This is a genomic window from Streptomyces sp. NPDC001728 (assembly GCF_040297565.1).
GTDB lineage: Bacteria > Actinomycetota > Actinomycetes > Streptomycetales > Streptomycetaceae > Streptomyces.
In genome coordinates this window covers 251335-275022 of sequence record NZ_JBEOZK010000006.1, presented here as the reverse complement: position 1 = coordinate 275022, position 23688 = coordinate 251335, and the positions used below count along the sequence as shown (strand labels likewise).

Genomic DNA, 23688 nt, shown 5'->3' with positions numbered 1-23688 from the left:
CTAGAGGTGGCAACGCTTTCCGAGATACGAGCCCTGTTGGGCGAATCCCGGTTCAACTGGTCGGATCCGGCACCGTGGACCGAACTGGAGCAGGAATTCGGCATCGCGTTCCCCGCGGACTTCCGCGAGGTCGTGGACGCCTACGGTTCGGTCTCGATCAACGGGCAGTTGTATCTGAAGCACCCCGCGAGCCATCTGCTGCACAACCTGGGCAAGGAGCTCAGGATGGACCTCGAGTTCTGGCGCGAGGAGGACATGGCCGAGTTCCTGCCCAGCCGGGCGGGGACGGCCCCCGGGGAGATGCTCCCGGTGGCGTCGGCCACGACGGGCGAGGCGATCTTCCTTCGCGTCCCCGACGGACCCTCGTCGCCCTGGCGGGTCGTGGTCCAGGAGATGGACAGTCCCTCGTGGACGCTCTACGAGATGACGTTCGGCGAATGGCTGCTGGCGTATCTCAAGGGGCGGGACGTGATGTTGTGCTCGCGCAACCACGCGCCTGACGGGCCGTTCTACGAGCCCCTTCCCTGAGGACGAACGCGACGGTACCCCCCGGCCCTTCCGGCCGGGGGGTACCGGTGTGTCCGGGGCCGGTCGGGGCCGGTCGGGGGCGGCCGGGGGGCTTGGGGGGACCTCCGCCTCAGGGCTCGATCAGGCCCACTCTGATCGCGTACCGGGTCAGCTCCAGGCGGTCCCGCAGGCCGAGCTTCTGGAGCAGGTTCGCCCGGTGGCGTTCCACCGTCTTCGGGCTGATGACCAGCAGATCACCGATCTCCTTCGAACTGTGGCCCTCCGCCACCAGTTTGAGGATCTCCTCCTCGCGCTCCGTGACCGCCTTGGCCGGCAGCGGCCTGCCCTGCTCCGCGCGGTCCAGATACGTGCGGATCAGGGCCGTCTCCGCGCCCGGGTAGATGAACGGTTCGTCGCGTACGGCCGCCCGGCAGGCCTCGACCAGGTCGCGGTCCGCCACCGACTTCGGGACGTAGCCGCTCGCGCCCGCCTTCAGCGCCTCGAAGAAGTACTGCTCGTTCTCGTACATCGTGAGGATCAGGATCCGCAGCTCCGGCCGGAGGCGGCTGAGTTCACGGGCCGCCTGGAGACCCGTCATCCGGGGCATCGAGATGTCCAGGACGACCAGGTCGATCCGTTCGGACCGGGCCAGGGCCACCGCCTCCGCCCCGTCCGCAGCCTCGGCCACGACCGTGAGGTCCGGTTCCGCGTCGAGGATGAGACGCACCCCGCCGCGCACGAGCGCGTGGTCGTCGGCGAGGAGGATGCGGGTGGGGGATGTCGGTCCGGCGGGGTCGATCGATCCCGCCGATCCCGTCGGCTCGGGCGGCTCCGTCGGTTCCGTCGGCTCCGTCATCGCGTCGGCCTGTCCGTCGTGGTGTCGAGGCGGACTTCCGTTCCGCCGTCCGGGCCGTCGTGGACCGCCAGCTCGGCACCGATCAGCAGGGCCCGCTCCCGCATGCCCATGAGGCCCGCGCCGTCGGGCGTCCGGCCGATCCCGCGGCCGTCGTCCCTGACCAGGAGGCCGACCCCGCCGTGGGGGAGACGGTGCAGATACAGGTCCACCTGGGTCGCCGCCGCGTGGCGCGCCGCGTTCGTCAGGCCCTCCTGGGCCACCCGGTAGATCACCAGCTCCGTCCCTTCGCCGAGTTCCGGCAGACCCGGCTCGATGTGCGCCCGCACCGTCATCGCGCGGTTCGAGAACTCCGAGGCCAGCGACCTGAGCGCGCTGTGCAGCCCCAGCTCCTCCAGCACCCCCGGGCGGAGCCGGCGCGCGATGCGGCGGATCTCCTCAAGTCCGGCCCGGGTCGTCTCCTGCGCCTGGCGGAGTTCGGACCGCAGCTCCACGGGCGCGTGGTCCGCCGTGTGCTTCAGCTGGAGCAGTACGGCCGTCAGGGTCTGGCCGACCTCGTCGTGCAGCTCCCGCGCGATCCGCCGGCGCTCCTCCTCCTGCGCCGAGAGCGCCCGCGCGGTGCTGGCGGCCCGCTCGGCCTCGAGCCGGTCGAGCATCGTGTTGAACGTGCGGGTCAGGGCGGCGATCTCGCCGCGCCCGGACACCTCCGGGCGTCGGCCGGGCCGCCGGAGGTCCGCCGTCCGCATCGCCCGGGTGAGGCGCTGGAGCGGGGCGAGCGCGACCCGGAGGAGGAAGCCGTTGGCGAGGAGCATCGCGACCAGGCCCGCCACGAGCACGAGCGCCTCGCCGAGGAGGACGGGCGTGGAGACCGTCACCGGGCCGAACAGCAGCAGGACGGCCACGACCAGGACCGAGGCATTGAGCAGGAAGATGCGCCAGTACAGCGACACCGCACCTCCTCTCCCGTCGCGCCCGCACCCGTCGACGCCTGCTCCCATGGGCCCTGCCGGGCCTCCGACCTGCGGAGGGATCCAGGTCCCCCGTCCATCCTGACCAGCTCCACCGGGTCCTGTCCATCCGTGCCGACACCCATGTTCCGGTGCTCCCGGCGGATGACACCATGGCCCGCGCACCACGACCATCCATGGCCGTCCAGCATCACTCACGAGCGGCCATGGCCGCTCTCGATCACCCCTGATCACCTGAGAACCATTGGAGGCGACGGGCCTGTGCCTGCTCCGCGGATGAGAACGACCCCCCTGCCCGGCATCGGAGTGCAGTACGACTTCACCACCCGGGAGCACCGCCATCTGTCGGTGATCGCCCACCGCGACGGCACCCGCTCCGTGAACGTCTACCGGGGCGACGACCCCGACGCCTGTGCGCAGTCCCTGCACCTCACGGAGGCCGAGACGGCCTCGCTGATCGACGCGCTGCTGCCCACGCACCACAGCGCGAACGTCCTGCACACCACCGACCTGGGGCTCGTCGCCGAACGCATCGAACTCTCCGCGCACTCGTACTGGAACGGGCGCCTGCTCGGCGACACCCGGATGCGGACCGAGGCGGGCGCCTCCGTCGTCGCCGTCCTGCGCCGCTCCGGGGCGATACCGTCCCCGACCCCCGCCTTCCGGTTCGCCGGCGGCGACACGCTCATCGTCATCGGCACCCGCGAGGGCGTCGACGCGGCAGCCGCGATCCTCGGTCAGGAGTGAGGGCCCTGTGCATTCCGCGGTCTTCCTGATCGAATTCGGCGCCATCATCCTCGGACTCGGCCTGCTCGGGCGTCTCGCCGGCCGGTTCCGCTTCTCCCCGATCCCGCTCTACCTCCTCGCGGGACTCGCCTTCGGCAAGGGCGGGCTGCTGCCGCTCGGCGCCAGCGAGGAGTTCGTCGCCATCGGCGCCGAGATCGGCGTCATCCTCCTGCTCCTCATGCTCGGCCTCGAATACACGGCGAGCGACCTCGTCTCCAACCTCAAGACCCAGTACCCGGCAGGACTCGTCGACTTCACCCTCAACGCCCTGCCCGGCGCCGCCGCCGCGCTGCTCCTCGGCTGGGGACCCGTCGGAGCCGTCGTCCTCGCCGGCGTCACCTGGATCTCCTCCTCCGGAGTCATCGCCAAGGTCCTCGGCGACCTCGGCCGGCTGGGCAACCGCGAGACCCCGGTGATCCTCAGCATCCTGGTCCTCGAAGACCTCGCCATGGCCGTCTATCTGCCCATCGTCACCGCCCTGCTCGCCGGGGTGGGCCTCGCGGCCGGCAGCGCGACCCTCGCCATCGCCCTGGGCGTGGCGGGCGCGGTGCTCTTCGTCGCCGTCCGCTACGGCCGGCTGATCTCCCGCTTCGTCTCCAGCGACGACCCGGAGAAGCTGCTCCTCGTCGTCCTCGGGCTGACCCTGCTGGTCGCCGGTGTGGCCCAGCAGCTCCAGGTCTCGGCCGCCGTCGGCGCCTTCCTCGTCGGCATCGCGCTCTCCGGGGAGGTCGCCGAGGGCGCCCACGCCCTGCTGAGCCCCCTGCGGGATCTGTTCGCCGCGGTGTTCTTCGTCTTCTTCGGTCTGCACACCGACCCGGCCAGCATTCCCCCGGTGATCCTCCCGGCGTTCGCGCTGGCCGTGGTCACCGCGCTGACGAAGATCGCCACCGGCTACTGGGCCGCCCGCCGGGCCGGGATCGGGGTCAAGGGACGCTGGCGGGCGGGCGGCACCCTGGTGGCGCGCGGCGAGTTCTCGATCGTCATCGCCGGGCTCGCCGTCTCCGCCGGGGTGCAGCCCCAGCTGGGGCCGTTCGCCACCGCGTACGTCCTGGTCCTCGTGGTGATCGGGCCGCTCACCGCCCGCTTCACCGAACCGGTCGCCGCGTACGTCGGCCGGCTCCGGACCCCCGCCTCCCCGGTGGGCGCACCGGCGTCCGAGGCGCCTCGCGGGGCCGACGTACCGGCTGCCGGGCCCGAGGTACGCGACACGGAGTCAGCCCCCGACCGGGTGTGAGGGCGTCGACCCACGGTGCCGGTTCCGCCGTTCAGTACGATGGGCTGCTGTTCTGACGCGGAGGAGGGCGAGATGACCGAACGGGACGACATCGGGGCGGAGTCCTCCCCGCCCAGGCGCGGTCAGGGGCAACTGGAGGCACAGGTGCTCGCAGCGCTCCGTACGGCGTCCGAGCCGGTGCCCGTGGCATGGGTACGGGAACGCCTCGGCGGCGGCCTCGCCTACACCACCGTCATCACCATCCTCACCCGTCTCCGGGCGAAGGGCGCCGTCGAGCGCGAGCGCGCCGGCCGGTCCTTCCGCTGGACGGCGGTCGCCGACGAGGCCGGGCTCGCCGCCCTGCGGATGCGGAAGGTGCTGGACGCGGAGGCGGACCAACAGGCGGTCCTGGCACGGTTCGTCACCGGCCTCTCGCCGAACGAAGAGCGACTGCTTCGTGAACTGCTCGCCAGGAACGCCGAGGACGAGGAAGGCTAGCCGCCATGGGAGTCTTCGTCTTCCTTCCCCTGGTCCTTCCGCTCACCGCGTGGCCGGTCGCCCGCCTCGCCGAACAGCGGCTCCATCCCCGTACCGCGACCCGGCTGCTAGCCGCCGTCGCCGGTGTCTCCGCCGTGTGCAGCACGCTCTGCCTCGGCCTGCTCATGATCGTGGGCACCGCCCAACTCCCCGGAAATCCGCTCCCCGACAGCTGGTCGGACCCGGACGTGCGGGCGGCCCTGCCGTACGACGAGATCGCCGGCCGCGCGGCCATCCCCGTCCTGCTCGCCGTCCTCGTCTCCTGCGGCGCGGCGGCCTGGCGCCAGCTGCGGGTGCGGCGCCGCGCCGCGGGCGCGCTCGTCGGGCTGCCGCCGACCTCCGTCGCCGTGCTGCCGGACCGCACCCCGTACGCGTACGCGCTGCCCGGCAGGCGGGGCCGGGTCGTCGTCAGCACCGGCATGCTCACCGGGCTCGGCTCGGACGAGCGCCGGGCCCTCTTCGCCCATGAGCGGGCCCATCTGGCCGCGCGTCACCACCGACACCTGCTGACGGTCCATCTCGCGGCGCGTGCGAACCCGTTCCTGCGACCGCTGCGCACCGCCGTCTCCTACACCGTCGAACGATGGGCCGACGAGGACGCCGCCGCCGAGGTGGGCAGCCGTCGTGCCGTCGCCCGCGCCATCGGCAAGGCGGCCCTGCTGGCCCCGCGCGCACCGGCCGCCATGCTCCCGGCCCTGGCCGGGGCGGGACCGGTGCCCCGAAGGGTGGCGGCCCTGATGCGCCCGGCCCCGGTCGGCCGCGCCTGGCCCCCGGCCTGCACGGCCGTCGGCCTGGCCACCTGGGGAGCGGCCGTCGGCGCGACCGTGTCGGCACTGTCCTCGGCCAACTCGGCGGTCATGCTCTTCCTGGTGCTCCGAGGAGTCGCGGCGCCGGTGCAGTAGGGGGTACGGGCCCGCACCCGCGGGCCCGTACCCCCCCTGCGGACTCCGACCGTCAGAGGTCGAACTCGTGCGGCGGCAGGTCCAGCGTGAAGCACGCCTCGCGGACCACGGCCTGCTCCGTCTTGTCGAAGTCGCCGTCGGCGCCGCCGATGACGATGCCGATCTGGATGACCGCGCGGGCCTCCGCCGGCTTCTTCTTCGCCTTCGCGATCTCCTGGAGCACGCTGACCTTGCCGAAGTCGAAGTCGGCGGTCAGCTTGTTCAGGTTGTCGTCGAAGCGGCGCTGAAGGTCGATCGCGTCGAAGTTCTGCAGCACTTCGTTGCTCGCGATGAGCTGGGCGACCCGACGGCGCTCGGCGGGGTCGATGGTGCCGTCGGCGGCGGCGACCAGCGCGGACATGGCCATGCTCGCGTCCCGGAACGCGCCGCTCTTCAGGTCGTTCTTCTTCGCCACCAGCTGGGTCTGCATCGTCGATGCGGATTCCCTGATGCGGTCCCACAGGGCCATGAACAACTCCAGACGTCGATTAACTTCTACGATCTTGTAGAACGTAGCAGCGTGCCGTGGGGTTCCCGGGAAACGTGAGCCGTCCGCGTCGTGGAGTTCCCGGTTCCTGTACCCGATGGAGAAACGTGACATTGTACGATGCTCCTCCGTGACATCTCGGAGGACGCACGATGGGTGACCTGAAACAGTACGGCCTCGTCAGAGCCCAGGAGCGGCTCCGTGACCAGGTCGGGCACGCCCTGCGTGCCGCGCTCATCGCCGGCGAACTACGCCCCGGCCAGGTCTACTCGGCCCCCGGACTCGCGAGCGACCTCGGTGTCTCCGCCACCCCGGTCCGCGAGGCCATGCTCGACCTGGCACGGGAGGGCCTGGTCGAGCCCGTCCGCAACAAGGGCTTTCGCATCACCGAGGTCAGCGAGCGGGACCTCGACCAGTTCACCGAACTGCGCACCCTCATCGAGGTCCCCACCATCGGCCGCGTCACCGAGAAGGCCGACCGCGAGCAGCTGGAGGCGCTGCGGCCGGTCGCCGAGGAGATCGTGTCCCACGCCCGGGACCACGACCTCATCGGCTATCTGGAGGCGGACCGCCGCTTCCACCTTGCGCTGCTCGCCCTCTCCGGGAACGACCGCCTGGTGGAGACGGTGGGGGACCTGCGCAAGCGGTCCCGTCTCTACGGTCTGACCGGTCTCGACGAGGCCGGCAAGCTCGTCTCCTCCGCCGAGGAGCACGTCGAGCTGCTCGACCTGATGATCGCCGGCGACGCACGGGGCGCCGAGGCGTGCATGCGGCGCCACCTGGGCCACGTACGGTCGCTGTGGGCCGACGCCCGCGACGAACCGGTCGGCCGCAAGCACTGAGGGGGCCGACCCGAGAGGCGCCGGACGGGCGAGGGGAAGGGACAGTTTCGCGAGGGTCAACTCGCCCTGCCGCGGCGGGAGTCGGCGCTCCTGTACAGGCTCCCGCGGCTCTATATGCTGACAGCATGCTTTCAGCCGACTCCGCGGACGCCACCGCCCCCGTCTCCTCCGTGCCCGCGCCGGCCACCGCGGCCCGGCTGGGCAACGTCGGTTCGTCGCCGGTACGGGAGATCCTGGCGCTGACCGCGAGGCCCGAGGTCATCTCCTTCGCGGGGGGCCTGCCGGCCCCCGAGCTGTTCGACGTCGAGGGCATCCGTGCCGCGTACGACCGGGTCCTGACGGAGAACCCGCGGTCCGCGCTCCAGTACTCGACGACCGAGGGCGACCCGGAGTTGCGTACGGCCGTCGCCGCCCGGCTCACCGCGCGAGGCCTGCCCACCGAAGCCGAGGACCTGCTCGTCACCACCGGGTCGCAGCAGGCGCTCACCCTTCTCACCACCGCCCTCGTCGAGCCGGGTGCCGTCGTCCTCGTCGAGGACCCCTGCTACCTCGCGGCCCTCCAGACCTTCGGCTTCGCCGGGGCCCGCGTCGTCCCCGTTCCCACCGACGACGACGGCATCGTCCCCGAGGCGCTGGAGGAGATCGCGGCCCGCGAGAAGGCCACCCTCCTCTACATCGCCCCCACCTTCCAGAACCCCACGGGCCGCACCCTCCCCGCCGAGCGACGCCACGCCGTCGCCGAGGCCGCCGCGCGGCACGGGTTCTGGATCGTCGAGGACGACCCGTACGGCGAGCTGCGGTACGAGGGCGAGCGCGTGCCCTGCATCGCCGCCGACCCGGTGGCCGCCGACCGCACCGTCCTGCTCGGCTCCTTCTCCAAGGTGATGGCCCCCGGCCTCCGGCTCGGACACCTACGCGCCCCCGCCGGGCTGCACCGCGCCTGTGTGATCGCCAAGCAGGCCGCCGACCTGCACACCTCGACCATCGACCAGGCCGCGGCGGCGCGATATCTGCGCGACAGCGACCTCGACGCGCATGTCGCGGTGATCCGGGACGCGTACCGGGAGCGCCGGGACGCGATGCTCGGCGGTCTGCCGGGCGCGCTGCCCGAGGGCAGCCGGTGGAACAGGCCGGAGGGCGGCATGTTCATCTGGGCGACCCTGCCCACGGGCCACGACGCGACCGCGCTCCTGCGGACCGCGATCGGCCACGAGGTGGCGTACGTCCCGGGGGCGCCGTTCTTCTGCGGCGAGCCGGACCGGGGATCGATGCGGCTCTCGTTCACCACGCACTCGGCCGACGAGATCAGAGAAGGCCTCCGGCGGCTGGCCAAGAGCTTCGCGTAGCGTGATGGTCATGAACGCGACGGCCGACGCGCGCGCCGTCGTGCACCGGGGCCCCGGCCACGAGGAGTATGTGGCCGCACCGACGGTGCCGCACAGGAGGAACGCCGACGTGGCCGCGCTGCCGGCCGACGGCATCCAGAACCGGGGGACGACACCGTGACACAGAACGAACTGGACATCCTCGCCTCGGACCAGGAACGGTTCGCGGCCGAGGAGCGCCTGCGGGCCGCCGTGGAGAACGGCCGGCTCGCGCTGGAGGAGCTCGGGCCCCGGCTCGACGAGGTGCACGCCTCGCGCACCCGGGGCGAACTGGAGACCGCCTGCCGCGGGCTGCCCCGGCCGGGTCCCCGTGACGCGCTGGTGGTGGACCGCGCCCCGACCTCCCGCGGCTTCGTGGCGGGGATCTTCGGCGGCTTCGAGCGCAAGGGCCACTGGGTCGTTCCGCCCCGGATGACGCTCTGGTCGATGTGGGGCGGCGGCAGACTCGACCTGACCGAGGCGCGCTTCAGCAGCCAGGACACCGAGATCCGCGCCGTCGCCCTCTGGGGCGGTACCCGGATCGTGGTCCCGGAGGACGTCGACGTCGAGGTCCGGGGCCTCGGGCTCTTCGGCGTCTTCGACAAGCGCGCGGCGAAGAAGGTCGGCACGGCCGGTACACCGCGGGTCGTCATCAAGGGTCTGGCCCTCTTCGGCGCGGTGGTGACCCGTACCAAGAAGAAGTGAACCACCGGCTCCGGCCGGTCCGGCCGCTCCCGGAGACCGCCCCGTCATCACCTCGTGTCGTTGTTGGGCCGAACGGGTGAGGAGCGGGAGGATGGGGGCATGAGTAGGTACGAGAGGTACGACGTCACCGACGAGCAGTGGGAGGGCCTCGCGCAGGTCGTGCCCCTGCGCGGCCGTGACGAATGGCCGTCCAGAATCGACCACCGCACGATCCCCGAGCAGTACGAGTCCGCCGAGCAGCGCCGTATGGTCGTGCTCCGCGTGCAGGTGTTCGCCGACGCCCGCGAGGTCGCCGAGTACCTCATCGCCCAGATCCCGGTGCTCCTCGATCTGACGAGCGCCGATACCGAGGTCGCCAAGCGGATCCTCGACTTCAGCAGCGGTGTGGTCTTCGGCCTCGGCAGCGGGATGCACCGCGTCGACCGGAACGTCTTTCTCCTCGCCCCCGCCGGTACCGAGGTCGAGGGCGCGGAGGGTGAGGACGAGGACGATGTGGTGGGCGGCAGGACCGCCGGCGTCCCCCGATCGTAGGAAGGTCATCTCGACGTAACGGTTCGTCAGGTCGGGGACTGCGTACGGTCCGGGCATGGACCTCACCGGCGGCACCGCGCTCGCCCGCACGTCAGACGCCCCCTTCTCCGCTGTCGCCGCACCTGCCGTCGCCAGGCCTTCCGCCGCCGGGCCCTCGGGTGGCGTACCTCCCGTCGCCGGGCCCTCCGCCGCCGTGCCCTCCGTCGCCCGGTCCGCCGGGGGCGGGCACGGGGGCGGGCGGCTCCTCGCCCGGCCGGCCGTGACCGAGCTGCGCCTGTCCGCTTTCGCCGGTCACCGCGCGGCCGTCCACGAACTGGGGCCGGTGACCCTCTTCACCGGACCCAGCGGCAGCGGCAAGTCCACCACCCTGCGGGCGTACGAGGCACTCGCCCGGCTCGGCGCCGGAGACCCGCTCGACGAGGTGTTCCCCGACGCCGCCGACTGCGTCCCCGAACGGGCCAGGCCCGACGCCCAGGGCAGGCGCGGCTTCCGGATCGGGTGCACCGTCGACGGCCCCGAGGGACCCGTGCACCTCGATCTCGCCGTCCAGGCCGAACCCCGGCTCCGTATCGTCGGCGAACGGCTCTCCGGCCGTGGCCGCACCCTGCTGGCCACGGCACTGCGCGACCCCGGACGCCCCACCGTCCAGGCCGAGTGGCACACGGCCGGCGCCACCCCGGTCACCCGGGCCCCGTTCCCCGACGACCTCCTCGGTACGGCCCTGTTGCCGCTGCGGGTCGCGGGCAAGACCCCCGGGCAGCTGGAGGTCCTCGCCGCCGCCGAGCAGGTCGTCATCGGACTCCGCTCGGTCTTCGCCTGCGACCCCCGGCCCGAGCGGATGCGGGCGCCCGTACCTCCGGGCGAGGGGCGCCTGCGGCGCGGCTGCGGCAATCTCGCCGAGGTCCTGCACCGCACCCACACCGACTGCCCGCGCCGCCACCACCGCCTCGCGGCCGTGGCCGGAGCGGGCTGCGCGGGCCCCGTCACCGGGCTCGGGGTGCAGGAACTGCCGGAGGGCACCGTCCGGGCGGTCCTCGAACGCGGCGAACGGCCCCCGACCCCGCTCGGCCGCCTCGGCGACGGGGAACTGCGCTACCTGGCACTCGCGCTCACCCTGCTGACCGGCCCCGGAGTCCTCGCGATGGACCGGATCGCCGAGGTCCCCGAGGCCGTGCAGTCCCTGACGCTGCTCGCCAACGGCCTCGACCGGGGGCTCGACCGGCGGCAGGTGGGCGAACTGCTCGCCCTCGCCACGGGCATCGCGGCCGACGGGCACATCCGGGTCGCGGGCACGGTCGGGGAGCGGGTGGCGGGGGAGGCGCGCCGGACCCCCGGGGTGACGATGGTAGACCTGAGCGCGTGACCGACAACGATGTAGCGGGACTGCAGCGCAGGCTGGCGGAGTTCGCCGCCGCGCGCGACTGGCAGCCCTTTCACACGCCCAAGAACCTGGCGGCGGCGCTCAGCGTCGAGGCCTCGGAACTCCTTGAGATCTTCCAGTGGTTGACGCCCGAGCAGGCGGACCGGGTGATGGACGCACCCGAATCGGCGCACCGGGTGGCCGACGAGGTGGCCGACGTCCTCGCCTATCTGCTCCAGTTCTGCACGGTGCTCGGCGTCGATCCGCTGGCCGCGCTGGCGGCCAAGATCGACCGCAACGAGGTCCGGTTTCCCGCGCGGAGGCGCGGCGGGGCGAGTGGCGAAGAGGGGCGTGTGGAGGGTGAGGATGGGGGCGCGTAGAGGGTGGGATAGGGGGTGACGGAGGGGTGAAGTAGGGGGTGGCGGAGGTGGCGGGAGAGGGTACTGCTCAAGATCGTCACTCTTCGGAGTGATCGACTTGTCCCCATCGGGCCTCCTGTCCACAGATTTCCGAATTCCTCTGGTGTTGGGGCTCAGGTCGCCTCACTCTGGGTAATGGAATGAATGGGCGGATAAGTCGTACGAACGGGGGCGGTATTGATGGAGGCAGAGCGGCTCATCGCGCTCGGCCGGCACGCGCTGGCGGAGAGCGGGACGGCGCAGGACATCGTGGCGGAGGCCTGGCAGGCCCAGGCGCTCGCCCAGGCGATAGGGAATCAGCTGGCGCTCTGCGGACCGCAGGAGTTGCGCGGCGAGGCGCGGGGGCTGAGCGAGATCGGGGAGTACCCGGCATGGGGTGCCGGTGGGCCGAGGGCAGCCCAGCTGACCGAAGTGGCGGACCCGGGCGGGGCGTTGACCGCGCTCGGCGCGCTGCTGGGAGAGGTCGGGATCGCGCTCGTCGGGGTGGCCTGCGCCACCGACGAGGAGGGGCTCTACTGGGCGTGCATCGAGGCCATCGACGCGGCGGACGAGTCCAGTGACCGGGTGCGCGGGATGCTGCGGCGCCTGGCGGTACGGGACGGGGAGCGGGCCCGCCCTCCCGACCCGGCCCACGGCGGCGCGGGCCCGGGACGGGGCACGTGGTGAGGGGAGGGGAGCCGTGCAGGGAGCCGGGTGGGGGGCGCGCCCGGGCTCGTGGCCGGGCCTGGGCCCGGTCCGGCGTGCGGTCGTGGCGGCGAGGAGTAGTGGCACCTCCTCGCCGACCCCGAGGGCAATGAGTTCTGCCTGCTCAAGGCCCGTCTCAACCCGCTCTGACGGGTGCGCGCGCCGGCCGGGCGCCCGACCGAGCCGGGGCGGACGAAGGACTGACGGAGAGGTTGGCACGCATTCGACGGTGCAGGATGGAGGCATGGATCTCCGCATCTTCACCGAGCCCCAGCAGGGGGCCGACTACGACACGCTCCTCACCGTGGCCCGCGCCACCGAGGAACTCGGCTTCGACGCCTTCTTCCGGTCCGACCACTATCTGAGCATGGGGTCCGGAGACGGGCTGCCCGGACCGACGGATGCCTGGATCACCCTGGCCGGGCTCGCCCGGGAGACGAAGCGGATCCGACTCGGCACGCTGATGACCGCCGGTACGTTCCGGCTCCCCGGTGTCCTCGCCATCCAGGTCGCCCAGGTCGACCGGATGTCCGGCGGCAGGATCGAACTGGGGCTCGGCGCGGGCTGGTTCGAGGAGGAGCACAAGGCTTACGGCATCCCGTTCCCCAAGGAGAAGTTCGGCCGGCTGGAGGAGCAGCTGGCGATCGTCACCGGTCTGTGGGAGACCGAGGTGGGCAAGACGTTCAGCCACGAGGGTGAGTTCTACCGGCTGACCGACTCGCCCGCGCTGCCCAAGCCCCTGCAGGACCGGATTCCGGTGCTCGTCGGCGGGCACGGTGCGAGCCGTACGCCGCGCCTGGCCGCGCGGTACGCGGACGAGTTCAACATCCCGTTCGCCTCCCTGGAGGAAAGCGAGCGGCAGTTCGGCCGGGTCCGGGCCGCCGCCGAGGCCGCCGGGCGGGCGCCCGGCGACCTGGTGTACTCCAACGCGCTGGTCGTCTGCGTCGGCAAGGACGACGCCGAGGTGGCGCGACGGGCCGCGGCGATCGGGCGGGACGTGGACGAACTGAAGGCGAACGGACTGGCGGGCTCGCCCGCCGAGGTCGTCGACAAGCTCGGGCGGTACGCGGCGATCGGCTCCTCCCGGGCCTACCTCCAGGTCCTCGACCTGGACGACCTGGACCACCTGGAGCTGATCTCCGCGCGGGTCCAGTCGCAGCTGGGCTGAGGGGACGGGCGATCCGATGAAGCCGGTCCGTTCGCTTGCCGAGGCCCTCGGGGTGGGAGTGGTCCTGCTCGACGGCGGGCTCTCCCAGCAGCTGGCGGCGCAGGGCTGCGACCTCTCGGACGCGCTCTGGTCCGCGCGGCTCCTCGTCGACGGCCCCCAGCAGATCGAGGCCGCGCACGCGGCCTATGTACGAGCCGGTGCCCGGGTGCTCATCACCTCCAGCTACCAGGCCACCTTCGAGGGCTTCGCCGAGCGGGGCGTGCGCCGGGAGGAGGCGGCGCGACTGCTCGGCAGGAGTGTGGAGCTGGCGCGGGAGGCCGGGGAGCGGGTCGAGGACGAGGTGTGGGTCGCCGCGTCCGTGGGGCCGTACGGCGCGATGCTCGCGGACGGAAGCGAGTACCGGGGACGGTACGGGCTGTCCGTGCGGGAGCTGGAGGCGTTCCACCGGCCCCGGATCGAGGTGCTCGCGGCGGCGGGGCCGGACGTCCTGGCGCTGGAGACCGTCCCGGACGCGCAGGAGGCGGAGGCGCTGCTGCGGGCGGCCGAGGGGTGCGGGGTGCCGCTGTGGCTGTCGTACACGGTCGAGGGCGGGCGGACCCGGGCCGGGCAGGACCTCGCGGAGGCCTTCGCGGTCGCCGCCGGGAACGAGCAGGTGGTCGCGGTCGGGGTCAACTGCTGCGACCCGGCCGACGCAGGGCCCGCCGTGGAGCTCGCCGCGGCCGTGACCGGCCGGCCCGGCGTGGTCTACCCCAACAGCGGGGAGCGGTGGGACGCCCGCGCCCGGGGCTGGCGCGGCGGCACCGCCTTCGACCCGGCCCTGGCCACCGCCTGGGCCGCGTCCGGCGCCCGCCTCATCGGCGGCTGCTGCCGGGTGGGCCCGGGAGCGATCGGCGCGCTGGCCGCCGCCCTGACCGCCGACGACAGGGGCTGAGCCCCAGGGCGTGAACCCGCGCGTGCGCCCCACACGGGCATGACCACCCCCACCGAGCGCCGGACGCTCCCCGTCACCGATCTGTCCCTCGTGGTGCTGATCGGGGCCACCGGCTCCGGCAAGTCCACCTTCGCCCGGCGCCACTTCAAGCCGACCGAGATCGTGTCCTCCGACTTCTGCCGGGGGCTCGTCGCCGACGACGAGAACGACCAGTCGGCCAGCAAGGACGCCTTCGACGTCCTCCACTACATCGCGGGCAAGCGTCTCGCGGCGGGGCGGCTGACCGTCGTCGACGCCACCAACGTGCAGCAGGAGGCCCGGCGCCGGCTCGTCCAGCTGGCCCGCTCGTACGACGTGCTGCCCATCGCGATCGTCCTCGACCTGCCCGAGGACGTCTGCCGCGCCCGGAACGCCGGGCGCCCCGACCGGGCGGACATGCCCGCGCACGTCATCCAGAGGCACCGCCGCGAACTGCGCCGTTCGCTGCGGGGCCTGGAGCGCGAGGGCTTCCGCAAGGTGCACGTCCTGCGGTCCGTCGAGGAGGTCGACACGGCCGAAGTCGTCCTGGAGCGGCGCTTCAACGACCTGCGGCACCTCACCGGACCCTTCGACATCATCGGTGACATCCACGGCTGCCGCTCCGAGCTGGACACCCTGCTCGCGAAGCTCGGCTATGTCGACGGACACCACCCCGAGGGGCGTACGGCCGTCTTCGTCGGCGACCTGGTCGACCGGGGGCCCGACTCGCCGGGCGTGCTGCGCCGGGTGATGGCGATGGTGGCCTCGGGCGACGCCCTGTGCGTGCCCGGGAACCACGAGAACAAGCTCGGCCGCCGGCTCAAGGGCCGGAAGGTGCAGGAGACGCACGGACTCGCCGAGACCATCGAGCAGTTGGGGCACGAGAGCGAGGAGTTCCGGGCGGAGGTCGGGACGTTCATCGAGGGGCTCGTCAGCCACTACGTCCTCGACGGGGGCAACCTCGTCGTCTGTCACGCCGGACTGCCGGAGAAGTACCACGGCCGTACGTCGGGACGGGTGCGTTCGCACGCGCTGTACGGGGACACCACGGGGGAGACCGACGAGTTCGGGCTGCCGGTGCGCTACCCGTGGGCGGAGGACTACCGGGGACGGGCCGCCGTCGTCTACGGCCACACCCCCGTGCCCGACACCTCCTGGATCAACAACACGATCTGTCTCGACACCGGTGCGGTGTTCGGCGGGAAGATGACCGCGCTGCGCTGGCCGGAGCGCGAGCTCGTCGACGTACCGGCCGAGCGGGTCTGGTACGAGCCGGCCCGGCCGCTCGCGACCGAGGCGCCCGGCGGGCACCAGGGGCGCCCCCTGGACCTGGCGGACGTCCGCGGGCGCCGGATCGTGGAGACCCGGCACCTCGGCAACGTCGCCGTGCGCGAGGAGAACGCGGCGGCGGCGCTCGAAGTGATGAGTCGGTTCGCGGTCGACCCGCGCCTGCCGGCCTATCTGCCGCCGACGATGGCGCCCACCGCCACGTCGAAGGCGGAGGGCTATCTGGAGCACCCCGCCGAGGCCTTCGCCCAGTACCGGGCGGACGGCGTCGGGCGGGTCGTGTGCGAGGAGAAGCACATGGGCTCCCGGGCGGTGGCCCTGGTCTGCCGGAACGAGGAGGCGGCCCGCGAGGCCTTCGGCGTCACCGGGGTGACCGGCGCGCTGCACACCCGTACGGGACGGCCCTTCTTCGACGACCAGGAGGTCACCGAGCAGGTCCTCGGGCGGCTGCGGACCGCGATCGACGCCGCCGGGCTCTGGGACGAACTCGCCGCGTCGGGCGGCGCCTCCGGCCCGGGGGACTGGCTGCTGCTCGACGGCGAGCTGATGCCGTGGTCGCTCAAGTCGGCCGGGCTGCTCCGCGCGCAGTACGCGGCGGTCGGCGCGGCCTCGGGAGCCGTCCTGCCCGGCGCGATCACCGCGCTCGAACAGGCGGTGGCGCGCGGCGTCGAGGGGATCGACGGGCTGCTCGCCCGGCAGCGGGAGCGGGCGGTGGACGCGGAGGCGTTCACCGAGGCCTACCGCAGGTACTGCTGGCCGACCGAGGGCCTGGAGGGAGTGCGGTTCGCACCGTTCCAGCTCCTCGCCACGCGCGGACGCTCGCTGGCGGCCGTGCCGCACGACGAGCAGCTGGCCTGGCTCGACCGGCTCGTGGAGCACGATCCGACCGGACTGCTCCAGGTCACCCGCCGGCTCGTCGTCGACACCGGCGACGAGGCCTCCGTCCGCGCGGGCGTCGACTGGTGGCTGGAGCTGACCGGTGCCGGTGGGGAGGGCATGGTCGTCAAGCCGCTGGCCGCGCTCGTCCGCGACGCCAGGGGCGGGCTCGGCCAGCCGGGCGTGAAGGTACGCGGCCGGGAGTACCTGCGGATCATCTACGGCCCCGAGTACACACGGCCGGAGAACCTTGAGCGACTGCGGCAGCGCTTCCTCGGCCACAAGCGGTCACTGGCCCTCCGCGAGTACGCGCTCGGCCTGGAGGCGCTCGACCGGCTCGCGGACGGCGAGCCGCTGTGGCGGGTCCACGAGGCGGTCTTCGCCGTCCTCGCGCTGGAGTCGGAACCGGTCGACCCGAGACTCTGAGGACCCCCGTCCGCCCCCGGCATCCCGCCGCCGGGCCTCCGCTCGCTTCGCCCACAGGCCGTCGGCCGTGCCCTTCGGGGCCCCGGCCGGCGGCCTGCGCCTTCGTCTCGCTCCCGGGCGGGCTTTCGCGAGGTCTTCCCAGGGATTTCGCACGGTCTTCGCACCGGCTCGGCGGGGGCGCAGGAGTGGCGGAACCGGCGCTCCACTGCGCCCCCTGTGCCCGTTGACGCGTTTCTTCCGCACCCTCTAGCGTTCTTCACCCCATGACGTGACACAGTGTCAACTGTGTGACGGGACAAGTCATATGAGGTGAGAACACGCACACGAATACGTCGGGCGGTCACCGGCAGGCGGTCTTCCCCGGAAGGCCCGAGGGCGGTACGGGGGTGAGGGCGCGATGAGTCTCTTCGGCCAGGAGCGCTCCTTCCTCCACGCCCTCCCGGCAGCCGACCGGCGCTCCCTGCTCGCCGAGGGCGCCCGGCGCCGCTACGAGCCCGGCGAGGTGATGATCCGCGAACGCGACACCACCGCCTACGTCCTCGCGCTGCTCTCCGGCTGGTCCGTCGTCTCGGTGGGGACCGAGCGCGGCTCGCGGCTCATCCTCGCCCTCAGGGGCGCCGGGGAGGTCGTCGGCGACCTCGCCGCGGTGGACCGGGGCCCGCGCAGCGCCAGCGTCACGGCGCTCGGCGAGGTCGAGGCGGTGGCGATCTCGGGCGACCGCTTCCGGCGCTTCCTCGCCGCCCGCCCGCACGCCACCTCGCTGATCATGCGCCAGCTCGCCACCCGGCTGCGCAGCGCCGACGTCGAGCGCCGGTCGCTGGCCTCCGAGACGGTGCTCCAGCGCCTCGCGGCCCGGCTCGTCGAGCTGGCCGAGCGGGCGGGCCGCCGGGCCGACACCGGGACCGTACTCGAACTCCCGCTGCCCCAGCACGATCTGGCGGCGGCCATCGGGGCCACCAGGGAGGCGGTCGCCAAGGCGCTGCGCCTGCTGCGGGAGCAGGACGTGGTCCGCACCGCGAACCGCACGGTCGTCGTGATCGACATGCGGGTCCTGGTGCTGCTCGCGGAGGGGCGCGCGCGCCCCGGCGGAAACCCGGCGGGCCCATCTCCGCCTGGTGTGTAAACGGCTACATCGCCGGTCGCGGAACGCGGCCAGTCTGGACGACGCACCACCACGGCACGAACGGCACCGGGGCATCACACAGGGAGTCCGAGAGTGAGCAGTGCGGGACTGAGCGGGGAAGTGGGCGGGATCCACCGGTTCGTCGTCTTCGGCGACATCTGCGGTTCCGGGACCCTGGGCATGGCCGAGAAGAAGCTCCAGCGCGCGGCGATGTACGCCGCGTTCGACGAGGCGCACGGCTCCGTCGGCGTCGAGCCCGGCACCTTCCACCAGGAGGACCGGGGCGACGGCGTCCTCGTGGCCCTCCGCCCCGACGTGCCGCCGACCCTGATGGTCGGACGGTGGATCGACACCCTGTACGAGAGTCTGCGGGCCCACAACCAGGGCCGGAGCCGGCCGTTGCGGCTGCGGATCGGCATGAACGCCGGGCTCGTGGTCCAGGACCGGCACGGGCTCGTCGGACGGGCGGTGGACCTCGCGGCCCGGCTCTGCGACAGCCCCCCGGCCAAGCGGATCATGAACGAGGTCCCGGAGGTCGACCTGCTGGTCGTGGTCTCGGACTGGCTGTACGTGAGCGTGGTCGCCGAGGGCGGCCGATACGTGGAGCCCGGCCACTACCGGTCGGCCCGCATCCGCTCCAAGGAGACCGACGAGACCGCGTGGTTCCATGTGCCGCGCAGGCCCGCGCCGCCGCTGATCGGGCCGGACGGGGAGCTGCCGCCCGAGGGTGAGGGGGCGCCGGCGGTCGTGGGGGAGCGGCCGTCGGCGGAGGGGGCACGGACCGGCGTTGGGCCGTCGCGGGGGGACGGCCCAACGCCCCGGACCGGGGGCGGGAACCGTACGTACCAGGTCGGGGGCGACCTGCTGGACGTGCACGGCAACACCATCCACGGCGGGTTCACGGGGATCAGCAAGGGCGCGGAACAGCGGCGCCCGGAGCCGCGGTTTCCGGAGCCGCAGCGTGCGGAGCCGGGCGCGGGTGAGTCGGAGTGAGCGACGAGGGCGAGGGCACCCACGAGGGCGCGGACGCGGGCCACGGCGACCGGGCGGACGTGCACGACAGGGGAGGCGACCGGGGCGCGGACCGGGGGGACCGCGACGCGGACCGGGGCGATCGAGGCGACCGGGGTGACCGGGGGGCCCGCGACGGCGACCGCGCGGGCGGCGGCGGCGAGCGGGCCGACGGCACCACCGAACCACCGCCCCGCGAACCCAGCGTCTTCGACGCCGCCGACCGGGGACCCCTCGGCGGCGAGAGCGACACCGGCGGCGCCGCCACGGCGCGCCGGGCCGTCCGCACCTGGGCGGGCGGCGCCGCCGACCGGCTCACCACCATCCACGGCGACGGCACCGTCTTCGAGGGCAACCAGATCTTCGCCCTGTACGGCTCCGACCGCGCCTCGCACTTCGTCCAGGGCCCCGTCCCGCCGGAGACGCTCGACCACCTCGGGCGGGTGTACTGCGCGACCGCCGGCTACCCGAGGATGCGGGAACGGCTCCGTGATCACCGGGTCCTCGTCCTGTGCGGCGAACCCGGCAGCGGACGCAAGGCCACCGCGCTCGCCCTCCTCGACGAGCTGACCGGCGGCAAGGTCTTCCGGCTCGACCCGCGCCACGGCGTCGACGAGATCACCGAGGAGGCCCTCCAGGAGAGCGGCGGCCACCTCCTGGAGCTGCTGACCGAGGACATGCGCGCCGAGCCGGAACCGGGCGGTTCCCGCTCGGGCCGGGGCGAGCGCACCGCCGTCGCCCGCCGCTCCGCGCCCCGCCTCAGCGAACTGCACCTGGACCGCTTCGGCGAGCTGCTGCGCGGCCGGGACGCGTACGGGATCGTCCTCGTCGAGAACGGGGAGCTCGCCGACCGGCTGCTGCGCGGACGGTACGGCATGTACTGCGCACCGCCGCCGGCCGACGAGGTGCTGCACCGGCACCTCTGGCACCAGCTGCGCGCCGAGTCCGACGAGGCCCTCGGCGACGCCAGGGCGCGCGCCCGGCGACGGGACGTCGTCGCCGCCCTCGGCCTGGAGGAACTCCGGCCGCGCGAGGCCGCCCGCCTGGCCGACCACCTCGCCCGGCACTGGCGCGGCGAGATGACCGACGACGAACTCCGCGCCGAATGCTCGTCGTTCGTGCGGTCGCAGGCCCGGGAGTGGTTCGCCGGGGCCGACCGGCCCGGCGCGCTCCCCGAGGCCCTCCCGGCGCTGAACGCCGGGGCGTTCCGTATCGCCGTCGCCGTCTTCAACGGCTCCGCCTACAGTCTCGCCGCCGAGGCCGCCGAACTCCTCGCCTGGGAACTCGCCGTCACCCTCGATCCCGAACAAGCACCGGGGCGGAGGCTGTTCGGGACCCACGCCGAGCACCGACCGGTGCAGGCCCGCGCCGTCCTGGAGGACGGCGAGCTGGACCTCGGGCCCGCCAAGGTGCCGGTGCGGGCCGTACGGTTCCAGGGCGAGGCCCTCGCCGGAGCCGTACTCGGCGAGATCTGGCACGGCTACCACAACGTGCGCGGCCCGGTGGCCCGTTGGCTGCGGACGCTCTGCGACGATTCGCGCCCCGAGGTGTGGGTCCGGGCCTCCATCGCGGCAGGGGTGCTCTGCTCCTGGGACTGGATCCACGGCTTCCGCGAGCTGGTCGTGCCGCTCGCCGTCACGGACGAACCGGTCGCCCGGATGGCCGCCGCGACCGCGCTCGCGGAGTCCGCGCGCGACCCGCGCGTCCGGCCGGCCGTCGCCGCCGTCCTCAAGGACTGGGCCGGATCCGGCGAGGACACGCTCGTCAGGACCGCCCTGCTCACCCACGGCTACGTGCTGGCCGCCGGAAGCGTCTCCGGCTCCCTCGACGCCCTGGCCCGAGTCGTCAGGACCCGCGAGGCGACCGACATCGAGGTCCTGGTGCCCGCCTCCTTCAGCGTGACGCGGCTGCTCGCCTCCGGCGAACCCGCGCCCGTGTTGCACAGGCTCCGGCAGTGGCTGGAGGACGGGCGGCTCAACCTCGCCAACCTGGTCCACCTCGCCGTCATCCGCGCGCTGAGCACCCGCACCACCCATCTGTGGGGGCTGCGGGAGGTGCCCGAACTCGACGGACACGCGAGCCGTCCGCTGCTCGTCGCGCTGCTCGCGACCCACCCCGAACTCGCCGATGAACTGGCCTGGCTGCTCCGGCACACCCTGACCACGGCCCGTTCCGGGGAGGCGGCCATCGAGGCGTTCGGGGGGCTGCTCCGGCGGGCCGCGAAGGACCCGGAGGCATTGCGGTGCGTCTGCGCCTTCCTGCCGCGCCTCGCGGTGGACCGCCGCGACCGCGACCGGCTCAGGGGCCTGCTGAACGAACTGGTCCGGGACCGTGACCGGCCCCTGGACAGAGGCGCGGCGCGCCGCATGTGGGACGCCGTGACGGAAGGAGCGAACCGATGACCCCTCCCGAGCAGAACGGGAATCCGCGGCCGGACGAGCGGGCCCGCGCGTACGACCGGGACCGCGATGGGCGGGGCCGTGACGAGCGCGGACCGGACGCCCGGGAACGAGCCGCCGGGCGGGAGCGGATCGAGCGGGCGAGGGACGACAGGGAACGGCAGCGGTACGGCGGACAGAACGGCGGCCGGCCCGGTGGCCGCGACGAGGACGAGGACCTGGACATGGACGCGGACCCGGAGACGGATGCGGACCCGGACGCCGAGCGGGAGCGGGGCGGTCAGGGGCGCGAACGGGGGCAGGGGCGGCGGAGCGGGGAGCCGTCCGGCGGTTCCGGTGGCGGGTTCGGGGAGGGGCCCGGTTCCGGGTCCGGCGGTCGCGCGCGCGGGCCGCTGATCGGTGAGTACGCGCCCCCGTACCGCCGCAGGAGCGGCCGGGTCGCCGCCGTCCTGCTCTACCGCAACGGCGGTCACCGGGTGATCTGGCCGGACCGCACCGAGGACGTCAACAAGCCGATGTTCGGCTCCCCGTACACCGTCTTCGAGGTGCAACTCGGGCGCAACGTCACCGAGTTCCGCCTGCGGCTCCCGGCCGCCGGGGACGGCGTCTTCTTCGAGGCGGTCGCCAAGGTCCAGTGGGTGGTGACCGATCCGCACCTCGTCGTCCAGGAACAGGTCGAGGACGTCGCCGAGTTCCTCCACGACGAACTCCTCGACGGGCTGCGCAGGCTCTCCCGGAGGTTCCGGATCACCGAGGCGCAGCGCGCCGACGAGGCCGTGCGGGAGGAACTGAGCGCCGGCCGCCTGGGTTTCGGCCGCGACATCGGTCTGCGGACCCGGGTCCTCGTCTTCATCGACCTCGACGACTCCGTCAAGGCGGAGGTCTCCCGGCGGGACAGGGTCGGCGTCACCATGGAGGCCGACGAGCGCGTGGCCGAGGCGGAACGGCGCAGGGAGGCCGCCGACCGGGCCCTGGTCGCCGACCGCGCCCGCGAGATGGAGGCCCTCTTCCGGCGCGGCGACCTCGCGCAGATCGCCCACCACATGGCGATGCACCCGGACAAGCAGTGGGAGATCCGCACCCAGCTCCAGCGCGAGCGGCGGGAGGGCCAGGCGGACTACCTGGCCGTCTTCAACCGGCTCCTGGACACCGGGGTGCTCGAACGGCACGACATCGGCGAGCAGATGTACCAGGTGCTGATGTATCTGCGGACCCAGACCGGCACGGTCCTCGGCGGCATCACCGACCGGGTGCTCAACCCCCCGGGCGACTCCGCGCGCCGCCGTCTGGACCCGGGGACCGCCCTGCCGGAACCGAGCCTCCCGGACTGGGACGAGGAGCACGGGGACGCGCCGCGCGACCCCCGGGTCTACGAGCCGACCCGGGTGGAGTCGGGCTCCGAGCGGGACCGTGACCGTGACCGTGACCGGGATCGGGACCACGGCCGGGACCGGTACGAGCCCGACGACCCGTTCGAGCGCACGGACTACGAGCGGAGCGAGCGGTACGACCGCTACGACCGTGACGACCCGTACGACAGGGACAGGCGGGGCGACGGCGACAGGCGGGGCGACGGCGACCGGCGGGGCGACCGGTCCCGTGGGCCCGCCCGGCCCGGCCGGCCCAGCTCCGGGTTCGACGACTGGGACGACTCATGACCGTCCCGGGTCCCGATCCGACCCCCGCACCGATCCCCGATCCGACCCCCGCACCGATCCCCGATCCGACCCCCGTACGGGACCACCTGGGGGACCCCGTGCGGGCTCCCCTGACCACCCCCGTCCCCCCGGAAGAGCTGAGGTTCATGGCCGAGCGGCTGCTCTCCACCGTCCGTGAGGACATCGGGCGCGCCGACACCAAGGCCGCGATCCTGCTCTCCGGCGCGCTGGCCTTCCTCGCCGTCGTGTTCTCGGGGGATCGCTCGCCGCTGCCCACCGCCGGTGCGGGACTCGCCTTCCTCCTGGTGGCGGGCGTGCTGTGGACGGCCGGTGTCCTGATGCTCGTCTCCGTGGTCCTGCCCCGCACCCGGGTCGGGGCCGACCGCACGCTGCTGCGCGAGCTGACGACCGGGCCGTCCGGGACGGAGCTGCGCGTGCGGCTCTCCGCCTCCGGCACGGACGCCACCGACTGGCTCCTCGAACAGGCAGGTGTGCACGGCCTCGTACTGGCGGCGAAGTACCGGTGGCTCCGCCTGGGCGTGTCCGGGCTCGCGCTCGGCGCCCTCCTGGCCCTCTTCAGCGAACTGTGGTGAG

24 protein-coding genes and 1 pseudogene are annotated in these 23688 nt (G+C 73.4%); 22 read left to right on the top strand and 3 right to left on the bottom strand.

Annotated features, from left to right (window positions below; all coding sequences use genetic code 11):
• The first annotated feature begins 6 nt into the window (after positions 1-6).
• Positions 7-528: an SMI1/KNR4 family protein gene (locus tag ABT154_RS12635; protein ID WP_351856342.1), complete on the top strand. Its 522-nt coding sequence runs from the start codon at positions 7-9 to the stop codon at positions 526-528.
• Positions 529-637: 109 nt separating this feature from the next.
• Here the strand turns inward: ABT154_RS12635 and ABT154_RS12630 are convergent, their stop codons facing one another.
• Positions 638-1363 carry a response regulator gene (locus ABT154_RS12630; protein ID WP_351856340.1) on the bottom strand — a complete coding sequence of 242 codons (726 nt, stop codon included), beginning with the start codon at positions 1361-1363 and terminating at the stop codon, positions 638-640.
• The gene (locus tag ABT154_RS12625) at positions 1360-2310 is read right to left on the bottom strand and encodes a sensor histidine kinase (RefSeq protein ID WP_351856338.1); all 951 of its coding nucleotides are present in this window, start codon (positions 2308-2310) and stop codon (positions 1360-1362) included. The genes ABT154_RS12630 and ABT154_RS12625 overlap by 4 nt, the downstream gene beginning before the upstream one ends.
• 279 nt (positions 2311-2589) lie before the next feature.
• Here ABT154_RS12625 and ABT154_RS12620 point away from each other — a divergent pair, with 279 nt between their 5' ends.
• The 4 genes from ABT154_RS12620 (at position 2590) to ABT154_RS12605 (ending at position 5766) form a co-directional block, all read left to right on the top strand.
• Positions 2590-3075, top strand: coding sequence for a cation:proton antiporter regulatory subunit (locus tag ABT154_RS12620; RefSeq protein ID WP_351856337.1), 486 nt, complete (start codon positions 2590-2592; stop codon positions 3073-3075).
• Positions 3076-3082: 7 nt separating this feature from the next.
• Positions 3083-4348, top strand: coding sequence for a cation:proton antiporter (locus tag ABT154_RS12615; RefSeq protein ID WP_351856335.1), 1266 nt, complete (start codon positions 3083-3085; stop codon positions 4346-4348).
• Between the two features lie 72 nt (positions 4349-4420).
• Positions 4421-4825, top strand: a complete 405-nt coding sequence (locus ABT154_RS12610) for a BlaI/MecI/CopY family transcriptional regulator (RefSeq protein WP_351856333.1) — start codon at positions 4421-4423, stop codon at positions 4823-4825.
• Between the two features lie 5 nt (positions 4826-4830).
• A complete protein-coding gene (locus ABT154_RS12605) occupies positions 4831-5766 on the top strand; it encodes a M56 family metallopeptidase (protein ID WP_351856331.1) in 936 nt (311 codons plus the stop codon).
• A gap of 52 nt (positions 5767-5818) precedes the next feature.
• Here ABT154_RS12605 and ABT154_RS12600 read toward each other — a convergent pair whose 3' ends face one another.
• Positions 5819-6274: a tellurite resistance TerB family protein gene (locus ABT154_RS12600; protein WP_351856329.1), complete on the bottom strand. Its 456-nt coding sequence runs from the start codon at positions 6272-6274 to the stop codon at positions 5819-5821.
• 170 nt (positions 6275-6444) lie between these two features.
• Here ABT154_RS12600 and ABT154_RS12595 point away from each other — a divergent pair, with 170 nt between their 5' ends.
• The 17 genes and pseudogenes from ABT154_RS12595 to ABT154_RS12515 all read left to right on the top strand — a co-directional run bounded on the left by ABT154_RS12595 (position 6445) and on the right by ABT154_RS12515 (position 23687).
• Positions 6445-7134, top strand: a complete 690-nt coding sequence (locus tag ABT154_RS12595) for a GntR family transcriptional regulator (protein ID WP_351856327.1) — start codon at positions 6445-6447, stop codon at positions 7132-7134.
• A gap of 125 nt (positions 7135-7259) precedes the next feature.
• Positions 7260-8480 carry an aminotransferase-like domain-containing protein gene (locus ABT154_RS12590; RefSeq protein ID WP_351856325.1) on the top strand — a complete coding sequence of 407 codons (1221 nt, stop codon included), beginning with the start codon at positions 7260-7262 and terminating at the stop codon, positions 8478-8480.
• Positions 8481-8490: 10 nt separating this feature from the next.
• Entirely contained in the window at positions 8491-8640 is a 150-nt protein-coding gene (locus tag ABT154_RS12585) for a hypothetical protein (RefSeq protein WP_351856323.1), read from the top strand.
• On the top strand, positions 8637-9203 hold the full coding sequence (locus tag ABT154_RS12580; protein ID WP_351856321.1) for a DUF1707 SHOCT-like domain-containing protein: 567 nt from the start codon (positions 8637-8639) through the stop codon (positions 9201-9203). Before ABT154_RS12585 ends, ABT154_RS12580 begins: the two co-directional genes overlap by 4 nt.
• Before the next feature lie 99 nt (positions 9204-9302).
• Positions 9303-9734 carry a cell division protein SepF gene (locus ABT154_RS12575; RefSeq protein WP_351856319.1) on the top strand — a complete coding sequence of 144 codons (432 nt, stop codon included), beginning with the start codon at positions 9303-9305 and terminating at the stop codon, positions 9732-9734.
• A gap of 55 nt (positions 9735-9789) precedes the next feature.
• Positions 9790-11097, top strand: a complete 1308-nt coding sequence (locus ABT154_RS12570; RefSeq protein WP_351856317.1) for an AAA family ATPase — start codon at positions 9790-9792, stop codon at positions 11095-11097.
• Positions 11094-11474, top strand: a complete 381-nt coding sequence (locus ABT154_RS12565; protein ID WP_351856315.1) for a nucleotide pyrophosphohydrolase — start codon at positions 11094-11096, stop codon at positions 11472-11474. Before ABT154_RS12570 ends, ABT154_RS12565 begins: the two co-directional genes overlap by 4 nt.
• Positions 11475-11693: 219 nt before the next feature.
• Entirely contained in the window at positions 11694-12179 is a 486-nt protein-coding gene (locus ABT154_RS12560; protein ID WP_317878422.1) for a DUF6099 family protein, read from the top strand.
• A gap of 99 nt (positions 12180-12278) precedes the next feature.
• Positions 12279-12347: pseudogene (locus ABT154_RS12555) on the top strand (VOC family protein); the annotation flags it as partial.
• A gap of 94 nt (positions 12348-12441) precedes the next feature.
• Positions 12442-13365 carry an LLM class F420-dependent oxidoreductase gene (locus ABT154_RS12550; protein ID WP_351856313.1) on the top strand — a complete coding sequence of 308 codons (924 nt, stop codon included), beginning with the start codon at positions 12442-12444 and terminating at the stop codon, positions 13363-13365.
• Positions 13366-13381: 16 nt separating this feature from the next.
• Complete coding sequence (gene mmuM, locus ABT154_RS12545; RefSeq protein WP_351856311.1) at positions 13382-14296, top strand: homocysteine S-methyltransferase; 915 nt, start codon at positions 13382-13384, stop codon at positions 14294-14296.
• Between the two features lie 39 nt (positions 14297-14335).
• Positions 14336-16903, top strand: a complete 2568-nt coding sequence (locus ABT154_RS12540) for a polynucleotide kinase-phosphatase (protein WP_351856309.1) — start codon at positions 14336-14338, stop codon at positions 16901-16903.
• A 397-nt stretch (positions 16904-17300) separates the two neighbouring features.
• Positions 17301-18026 carry a Crp/Fnr family transcriptional regulator gene (locus tag ABT154_RS12535; protein ID WP_317874267.1) on the top strand — a complete coding sequence of 242 codons (726 nt, stop codon included), beginning with the start codon at positions 17301-17303 and terminating at the stop codon, positions 18024-18026.
• Between the two features lie 93 nt (positions 18027-18119).
• Positions 18120-19019 carry a nucleotidyl cyclase domain-containing protein gene (locus ABT154_RS12530; RefSeq protein WP_351856307.1) on the top strand — a complete coding sequence of 300 codons (900 nt, stop codon included), beginning with the start codon at positions 18120-18122 and terminating at the stop codon, positions 19017-19019.
• The gene (locus ABT154_RS12525) at positions 19016-21439 is read left to right on the top strand and encodes a hypothetical protein (RefSeq protein WP_351856305.1); all 2424 of its coding nucleotides are present in this window, start codon (positions 19016-19018) and stop codon (positions 21437-21439) included. The genes ABT154_RS12530 and ABT154_RS12525 overlap by 4 nt, the downstream gene beginning before the upstream one ends.
• A complete protein-coding gene (locus ABT154_RS12520) occupies positions 21436-23094 on the top strand; it encodes a hypothetical protein (RefSeq protein ID WP_351856303.1) in 1659 nt (552 codons plus the stop codon). Before ABT154_RS12525 ends, ABT154_RS12520 begins: the two co-directional genes overlap by 4 nt.
• On the top strand, positions 23091-23687 hold the full coding sequence (locus tag ABT154_RS12515; protein WP_351856301.1) for a Pycsar system effector family protein: 597 nt from the start codon (positions 23091-23093) through the stop codon (positions 23685-23687). Before ABT154_RS12520 ends, ABT154_RS12515 begins: the two co-directional genes overlap by 4 nt.
• Position 23688: the final 1 nt, after the last annotated feature.